General features: G+C 47.9%; 10 protein-coding genes. 5 read left to right on the top strand and 5 right to left on the bottom strand.

Annotated elements, in window-relative coordinates:
• Positions 1-86 precede the first annotated feature (86 nt).
• Positions 87-512 (top strand): hypothetical protein, encoded by a 426-nt coding sequence (locus tag AC5JO6_RS03995; RefSeq protein ID WP_496079749.1) that lies wholly within the window; start codon positions 87-89, stop codon positions 510-512.
• Positions 513-566: 54 nt separating this feature from the next.
• Here the strand turns inward: AC5JO6_RS03995 and AC5JO6_RS03990 are convergent, their stop codons facing one another.
• Complete coding sequence (locus tag AC5JO6_RS03990; protein ID WP_496079748.1) at positions 567-1,076, bottom strand: CU044_2847 family protein; 510 nt, start codon at positions 1,074-1,076, stop codon at positions 567-569.
• A gap of 362 nt (positions 1,077-1,438) precedes the next feature.
• Here AC5JO6_RS03990 and AC5JO6_RS03985 point away from each other — a divergent pair, with 362 nt between their 5' ends.
• Together AC5JO6_RS03985 and AC5JO6_RS03980 are read left to right on the top strand one after the other, a co-directional pair.
• On the top strand, positions 1,439-1,693 hold the full coding sequence (locus tag AC5JO6_RS03985) for a DUF4160 domain-containing protein (RefSeq protein ID WP_496079747.1): 255 nt from the start codon (positions 1,439-1,441) through the stop codon (positions 1,691-1,693).
• Positions 1,690-1,938 (top strand): DUF2442 domain-containing protein, encoded by a 249-nt coding sequence (locus AC5JO6_RS03980; RefSeq protein WP_496079746.1) that lies wholly within the window; start codon positions 1,690-1,692, stop codon positions 1,936-1,938. Before AC5JO6_RS03985 ends, AC5JO6_RS03980 begins: the two co-directional genes overlap by 4 nt.
• Before the next feature lie 315 nt (positions 1,939-2,253).
• Here the strand turns inward: AC5JO6_RS03980 and AC5JO6_RS03975 are convergent, their stop codons facing one another.
• Both AC5JO6_RS03975 and AC5JO6_RS03970 read right to left on the bottom strand, forming a co-directional pair.
• Complete coding sequence (locus AC5JO6_RS03975; protein ID WP_496079745.1) at positions 2,254-2,667, bottom strand: hypothetical protein; 414 nt, start codon at positions 2,665-2,667, stop codon at positions 2,254-2,256.
• A gap of 71 nt (positions 2,668-2,738) precedes the next feature.
• Positions 2,739-3,611, bottom strand: coding sequence for an MBL fold metallo-hydrolase (locus tag AC5JO6_RS03970; RefSeq protein WP_496079744.1), 873 nt, complete (start codon positions 3,609-3,611; stop codon positions 2,739-2,741).
• 230 nt (positions 3,612-3,841) lie between these two features.
• Between AC5JO6_RS03970 and AC5JO6_RS03965 the strand changes: the two genes are divergently transcribed.
• The gene (locus AC5JO6_RS03965) at positions 3,842-5,317 is read left to right on the top strand and encodes a leucyl aminopeptidase (protein ID WP_496079743.1); all 1,476 of its coding nucleotides are present in this window, start codon (positions 3,842-3,844) and stop codon (positions 5,315-5,317) included.
• A gap of 85 nt (positions 5,318-5,402) precedes the next feature.
• Here the strand turns inward: AC5JO6_RS03965 and AC5JO6_RS03960 are convergent, their stop codons facing one another.
• Together AC5JO6_RS03960 and AC5JO6_RS03955 are read right to left on the bottom strand one after the other, a co-directional pair.
• Positions 5,403-5,600, bottom strand: a complete 198-nt coding sequence (locus AC5JO6_RS03960) for a hypothetical protein (protein ID WP_496079742.1) — start codon at positions 5,598-5,600, stop codon at positions 5,403-5,405.
• A gap of 210 nt (positions 5,601-5,810) precedes the next feature.
• Positions 5,811-6,620, bottom strand: coding sequence for a DNA adenine methylase (locus tag AC5JO6_RS03955; protein WP_496079741.1), 810 nt, complete (start codon positions 6,618-6,620; stop codon positions 5,811-5,813).
• A 591-nt stretch (positions 6,621-7,211) separates the two neighbouring features.
• Here AC5JO6_RS03955 and AC5JO6_RS03950 point away from each other — a divergent pair.
• Positions 7,212-7,652: a hypothetical protein gene (locus AC5JO6_RS03950; protein WP_496079740.1), complete on the top strand. Its 441-nt coding sequence runs from the start codon at positions 7,212-7,214 to the stop codon at positions 7,650-7,652.
• Positions 7,653-7,857 lie beyond the last annotated feature (205 nt).

Here is a 7,857-nt window from a genome sequence, read left to right as displayed (position 1 = left end):
GACTGCTGTTTCAGCCTATTGTGCTACGCTGCCTAATTGGATAAAGTCGAGCTTACAGATTATCCGCTTTAATTTGAGGAAACACGATGAGGAAGGTGGTTCTTCTATCCCTATGTTGGTTATTAATCAGTCCCTCTTTTGTCTTGGGGCAGGGAAAGCCATCTCCAGACAGCGCTGCACTCAGCTCGTTTTGGCGAACATTCAAAACAGCAGTCATTTCGGGCAATAAAGAAACGGTTTCGAGGCTGTCAAAATTTCCGCTAGGAATGTCTTATGGGGTAGAGAGCATCAAGAGCAAAGCTGAACTCTATCGGCGGTACCGCGAGGTCTTTAATCAGCAGAGCAACGCAGCACAGTGCTTTACAAACAAACAGCCAGTCGTCGATCGAAAGAACCGAAGACAATTCAGTATTGCTTGTCCAGACAAAGCAGGGCGTGATGTAGTGGTTTATGCGTTTGAGCTAACCAAAGCAGGCTGGAAATTTGTCAGGCTTGACAACACGAATGAATAGCAACCGATTCATGAGATCAGCTCGAAGTCTGACGGTTATCTTCTACTTTGTCACCTATGGTCGATCGCCGATCGCCCACTGACCTTCACCCGCAAATGGTTGCCCATTGCCTGTAAACGACTGCCTACTGCTGATAACTGATGGTTCAGTCACAGCCACAGTGCCATCGTCCATCACTGGTTTGTTGTACGAGCACTTGACGGTAATTTTGAGGTTGCTCTGAGCTTTACCGCTGGCGATGTAGGGAATGCCAGCATCAGCGCTAAGGTTCACACCAAACTCTAGCGTCACTTCATCCACGTTGGCAGCGCCACAGTTTTTGAACGCATCCAAACAATAGGTGGTGTAAGTGCGGATGGTATTTTGTACCATTTCCATTGATTGGGTTGGGCTAGGACGAAACGGCATTCTGGGATCGCCAATACCTTTTGCACCGCCACGCCGTTGTTCGATCGTTTCTTCGCTAGGACTCTGCGGCGTTATGGGAGGCGCTTCTGCTTCGTCCTGCGCTTCAATGTAGAGAACGGTGCCGTTATCCAGTTGGACGGGGACAATCTTCGTCAAAATGTTTCCTGCCAGTGAGGGTTGATGCGATCCCGATTCTGGCTAAGAACGATCGCTTTCGTTTAATGGGTGTCACCCCTCATCCTCTTTACGCTACGCTGCCTATGGCGATCTCTGACTGCATCGATCGCTACTGCTGAACTTGAGAAAAGCGTTGAGAGGACGTTTTAAAAGTCCAGATGCTTGTAGCCTTGGCGACTGAAGTCGCGGCTACAGAGGCAAAACCTGCCGTTGCAGGTGATAAAACCCTTACTCTGCGGTCGTCCGCGCAGGCGGACTTTGTTGACGTAGTCGCGGTTTTAACCGCCAGACACTTTTCAAACAACCTCTGAGGCTGGACTCAGGTTGAGTAATGATAGTTTATGCCTACTGTTTTATATTTACGGGGTTGGCGGCTCCACTTCTACTCCAATGAAGGAAACGAACCCGTTCATATTCATGCTCAAGAAGGTGATAGAGACTGTAAGTACTGGCTGGATGTAGACGCTTATGAAATCCGTGAAGCCTACACTTACAATATGTCGGCACGTGATACTAGAGAAGTCCGTAAGATCATTTTGCAACACTTTGATGACATCGTAGAAGCCTGGGCAACCGCTTTTGGAGCACCACAATGAGCAAACAGTATGAGGTAGAAAGCGTCGATTTTGAAGGAGAGTGGATGATTTTGGCTGTTGATGGTCAGGTCTACCGCTTGCCTTTATCGCACGTTTCCGATCGCTTAGCAAAGGCAAGTGAGACCGATCGCAAACTCTATCGCATTGCCCCTTCTGGTTATGGCATTCATTGGCTGACTCTAGACGAAGACCTTTCGATTCGTGGGTTGTTGAAGTTGGCTGCGCTACGATCGCAAGAGTCATAATCCGCTCGCGTAGGCAAGTTGAGTTAGCCTTCTGCTTAACATTTGGGAACTCAAACACGAGATCTGGGAACCCAAACATCATATTGAGGTTCTTCAACACGATGTTTGGGTACTTCAACACGATATTTAGGAACCCAAACATCATGTTTGGGTACTTGAACATGATGTTTGCGTACTTGAACACGACATTCAGGTACTCAAATACGATATTTAGGTACTTGAACACGATGATTAGGAACCTAAACACGATATTCAGGTACTGCAACAGAATGTTTGAGTACTGCAACACGATATTTAGGTTCTCAACGGCGATCGCTACAAACGTATTTTGGATTCACTAGATCGCTTGACCTTAAGACTTCGAACGTAAGCTCGTTTCAAAGTCTCGTCTTTAAAGAATGTCGCTTTTTCCAAACCATTAGAACTCGTGACCATATAAGTTGTTTCGTCGAGAAGGTGCAGTAAATACTCACGCGCCGACGGCGACATACTATACTCAACCTCATCGAGAATGCGCAGACCAATGTAGGGACTGAGTGATTCGATCGTCATGAGATCAACCGATCGATCAAAAAGCTCTTCGAGAAAAAACGATAGCTGGATGAAGTTATCAAACGTCTTTTTATCTACTACCTCAAAGCCGTTGACAGCATTGTCCCGGCAGCAATCTACTCCAAGTCCGATCGTGCTGATGTGGATGTCGATGTGATCGAAGACGCGATCGCTCAATACGAACAGCAAATCAATCCCTCCGACCTTCCCTCATAACCCATTCTCAAGACCTCCGAGGTCTGAGTCTACTACACGCGTTGCATCCAGGTCACGCACTGCTGCATTTGGTGTTGCATGGTCGCACGATCGCTATGAAACCGACGACCATGACCGGGCAGCACCCACTCAAATGAATAGTCTGCCAATCGCTGCATCGATTTCGTTTGCTCCGTCCAGGAGTACCAGCAGACAGAGCGGAAGGCAATAAGCTGTTGGCGATCGTCCGACCACGCAAGATGGTCACCCGAAAACAGAAACGTCTGGTCATACAGCAAAACGGTGTGCCCTTTGGTGTGTCCTGGGACGGGAATGATCAGCAAATCGGGCGCAACCTGTATTACCTCTGTACCAGAAAGCTGGATCTCAACCGATCGCGTGGCTGCATTGATTTCGTCTTTGTGGAGAATGCGATCGCACCCGAAGTGCTGATGAAACTTTTCGTGATCAGCAACATCATCGCGGTGAGTTAGATACAGATAACGCACACCGCCCATCGCTTCTAACCGCTTTACGAGTGGTGGTGCAAAGCGAGGCGAATCGACCAGCACATTTCCATCGGGACGCTGAATCAAGTAGCTGGCAGCCCCATACGAGCTTTCCGCATGGTAGCCACAGTGGTAGACATTCTCGGCAAGCGCAATCGGGAAACTCTGCTGCACCGCTTTGACATCCAGCGGTTTGTTTACTGTACCGATCGATGCGGTTGGACAAGACAACAATGCCTGCATTGCCTCCAAACGTTCTAACTCGCTAGAAGGCTGATGATAAACTGCCGATTGATCGCCCGCCTGAGAAAACACGCTGGGAGCCATCCAACGGCAAGTATCACAGTCAATGCAAGTAGCGTCAACGTAAAAATCACCACTGATGTTTTCGGAGCGACGTTGAGCGAGATGAGCCATGAGAGGGGATGGGGGATGAAAGGATGGGGAAGATGAGGGGGCTAGGGAGGCTGAGGAAGATGAAGGGAGACAGGGAAGGTTTTGGCTTTACTCCACTCCCTACTCCCTATTCCCCACTCCCTATTCTCTTTTTCTAACAACTAAAAACCAACAACTAACAACTGCCCCCGTCTCCCCCTCGAATTTTGATCGATACTAGAGATCTGAATAAGACAACGAGGAAAAGCTGCATGGATTTGCGAACGACAGGTACGCCTCTCTTGGAGTGGTCTGGGGACGGTTTGGCGATCGGTCTGTTTGAAGACGACGAGCTAACGGCTGAGCTAGTAGCCTTAGACGACAAGCTATCTGGCACGCTGAAAGAGCTGATAGCAGAAACAGAGTTTAAAGGTAAAGATGGGAGCAGTGCGGCAACACGAGTGGGTTCAGGCAGTGCGGTACGTAAACTCATTCTAGTGGGTTTGGGTAAGCACGATGGCTTGAAGCTGGACAGTATCCGTCGAGCAGCGGCGACGAGTGCTCGTCTGGCAAAGAAGGAAAAATGCAAATCGTTGGGTATCAGTTTGCCGCTATGGCATGACGATGCGGCACTGACGGCTCAGACGATCGCGGAAGGCGCTGAACTCGCTCTCTACGAAGACACTCGCTTCAAATCGGAAACGGAAGACAAAGGCTCGTCTATTGAGCAAATCGAACTCTTAGGGTTGGGTGATCAAGAGAGTGCTGTGCTTCGCGCTCGCCAGATCGCTTCGGGTGTCTTTTTGGCACGTGAGTTGGTCGCGGCTCCTGCAAATTTCGTCACGTCCGTTACGCTGGCAGAAACGGCGGAGGCGATCGCCCATGAGTATGGTCTGGCGATCGAAGTGTTGGAGCAGGAAGATTGCGAAAAGCTCGGTATGGGTGCCTTTCTGGGTGTTGCACAAGCCTCTGATCTGCCACCCAAATTCATTCACCTGACCTATAAGCCTGATGGTACGCCTCGTCGCAAACTGGCGATCGTTGGCAAAGGGCTGACGTTTGATTCTGGTGGACTTAACATCAAAGGTGCTGGCAGCGGTATCGAAATGATGAAGACCGATATGGGCGGTGCCGGGGCAACGTTGGGCGCAGCCAAGGCGATCGCCCAAATCAAGCCGGATGTCGAAATACACTTCATCACGGCTGCCACTGAAAACATGATCAGCGGTCATGCCATCCATCCTGGCGATATTCTCACAGCATCGAACGGCAAGACGATTGAAATCAATAATACGGATGCCGAAGGTCGCCTGACCCTTGCGGATGCCCTGGTATTTGCTGAGAAACTGGGTGTGGATGCGATCGTCGATCTGGCAACGCTGACGGGAGCCTGCATCGTCGCTCTAGGTGACGACATTGCCGGACTGTGGAGTTCTGAACCCAACATTGCCAATCAGTTGACTGAAGCAGGCGAACTGGCAGGCGAAAAAATCTGGCAGATGCCAATGGAAGAAAAGTACTTCGATGGCATGAAATCAATGATCGCTGATATGAAGAATACTGGACCACGCTCCGGTGGCTCCATCACCGCTGCTCTGTTCCTCAAACAGTTCGTCAAAGAAACACCCTGGGCGCACCTCGATGTCGCCGGACCCGTCTGGACGGAAAAGGAGAATGGCTACAACAGCCCTGGTGCCACAGGCTACGGCGTGAGAACGTTAGTCAACTGGGCGATCGGCGGCGAATAGCAGCCATACTACAGCCAAGTATTCATTTGTAGGGACGTTCCCATGTAACGTCTCTACTTACGTTTATGTCCCGCTTACTAAACATTTAGTCGTCGGGAAACTGCCAGCAGGCAATGTGTTCAACGCGTGTACTTCCGCAGGAACAAGTCTCATTCGTCGAGGCAATCCACTCGCGATCGCACTGTCGGCAGTGGCAGAGAATATTGTTCTTGTTTGCTTCGGCAAGACCGCGCTGCCATGCTTGCAGTTCAGTCGGGCTAAGTTGTGGTTGCGGCTCCGTCATGGGTCAACCTCTGTGGCAGCAAACTGTTTAAATCATACTGTCACACAGCTTCCAAAAAAAACTCATCGAAAGGAGCTTAGTTCAATATGAGTCGATCGCAGGTGTTAATGCTGATTAACTGACTGTAGATTTAACCGCCTTTCACCATTTTTGAAGCAGCTAAGGTAGGCTAGTTCGCTCTGCTCCATCGGCGGCTAAAAACGATCGTTCTCAAGGAAAGACGTTCTTGTAAGCAAGGATCTCTCTCGCCGCTTTTCGGTCTCCATTGCAGGCGATTCGTCTTGGTGCATCAATGAAGCGTATCGAGAAACCAAGACTTTCATATAATGCAACAATTCGCTCTGTTGCCTGGTTAGAAGCAATGACTGGTCCCGGATGACAGGCTAACCACTGAGCTAAACGAACCTGATCATCCCACTTAAAATCATTAGCGCTATATCGTGTAAATTGAACATCATAAGGAGGATCAGCATAAACAAAGTCAGTTGATTGAAGACGTAAATCAACAAAATCAACTGAAGAAAAACACCATCTTTCGATAATAGAAACATATTGCAAAAAATCTTTTGCATAGTTAATCGTTTTATAACGACCAAACGGAACATTAAACTGATCTTTACTGTTAAATCTACAAAGTCCGTTATATCCCGTACGATTCATAAAGTAAAACAGCTCGGCAGCCTCTCTACTGTTGGCTTTTCCAGTCAGTATAAGCTCGTTAAATTTCTTGCGGCTCGAATAGTAGTAGCATGAATCATTTTCCAAATGGGCATTAATATAAAGCCCTTTCTGAAGCCAGGAGTAGAAATTGATCAAGTGAGGATTAAGGTCATTAAGCAAAGCTTTTTGGGGCTGCAATCCAAGTGCAATAGCCATACCGCCAACAAATGGTTCTACTAGTCTATGATGAGCATAATGCTTCCAAACATTCTGTAGAATTGGTATAAGCCAGCGCTTTCCTCCAGCCCACTTCAGTGGAGGATTGAGACAATCATACTCAACGTCTAACTTAGCAATCAACTAGCTTTACTCCTCTGAATCAAGCAGGCTTTAACATATTCAACTCTACAGGTGGTGGCTTTAGAAGCTTGCCAAATCAATTTCAAAAGATTTCGTTGGTGCATAAGAAAGCCATCTACGTTAAAAATACTTAAACAATGCCGTAACCGACTTGAGCTTCAAAAGCTAAAGATCAGTTAATTCATAAAATGCTCCTTTAAGGGTGCTAATGAAGCCTCTAAAATATGTGTTGTGCAATCTTACTACTCCATTTGTCTTTTGAATCACCATTAAAAGTGGGAGCGTATCGCTTCTTCGAGCAAGAAAGAGACTGAGCAGTCCATTCAAGTAGACCTACAGATGAGCAGCGTCTGCGAGAAATAATTCTCTCGCTGTCACACACTCGAAGCCTGAGTGCGGCGGTCGATCGTTGAACTAGCGACTCTGCACTGCCTAAATTCAAGACAATGTCAGTATCAAGGCGAGACTCTTTTCCACTCGACCTCTCAAATATAGTACAAATGTTTCATGTGGGCGCTAAACTAGCAATGACAGGACGTATACTAAAACTTGCTTGTTCTCGATCGCACAGCTCTAGCAGGAATCACTATCATGACAACTCCTAAAAACGGGATCAAAGCAGTTGACGTTGCAGCACCAAAATCATCAAGTGTTGCCTTAACTACCGATGAGCCTGATGAAGCAGTCCACAGCGCGCCAGAAGCGGCTGCAAGCCCTGCATCAAAGATGCCCCAAACCGCTGAGGAGGAGATCACGCAGGCAATTCAAGTGTTATCTAATCTTGCAACCTTGAAGTTGAAAACCCAGGAATCCAAAGATCAATCACTTGAGGTTCTGAGAAAAATTGAGTCGTTGTTTAAGCTCGAAGAACCGATTTCGCCTCAAGACCTTGACGAGCTTAAGTCTGGGTTTAAAACCCTAAACAAGTTTGCCTTGGCGGTCAATCAGTACTATGAGACTAAAACGAAGGCTGAAGAAGCCAAAAAAGTACTCGATGCGATCTTGGGCAGCTTCAGATCAAGCGCAAACTAGTGCAGTGTCACAGCTTGACTGTAGGGTAGACAGAAGTCAATTTGCATCGGGCATCATCGATTTTCATCTGCCAATCAACACCCCGCTGGGTCTTGTTGACCTCAGTTGACCAAGCCGCCGTTTTGTCTTGTAGGGTCTTGATGTTCCCCACGCGTCTGCTACTGACACACTGACGAGTGAGCGAACTAAGTTCAGTTTCGGCAAT

Source organism: Tildeniella sp. (assembly GCF_059505325.1).
The sequence above is the reverse complement of the archived record's forward strand: the minus strand, read 5'-3'. Positions and strand labels throughout refer to the sequence as shown.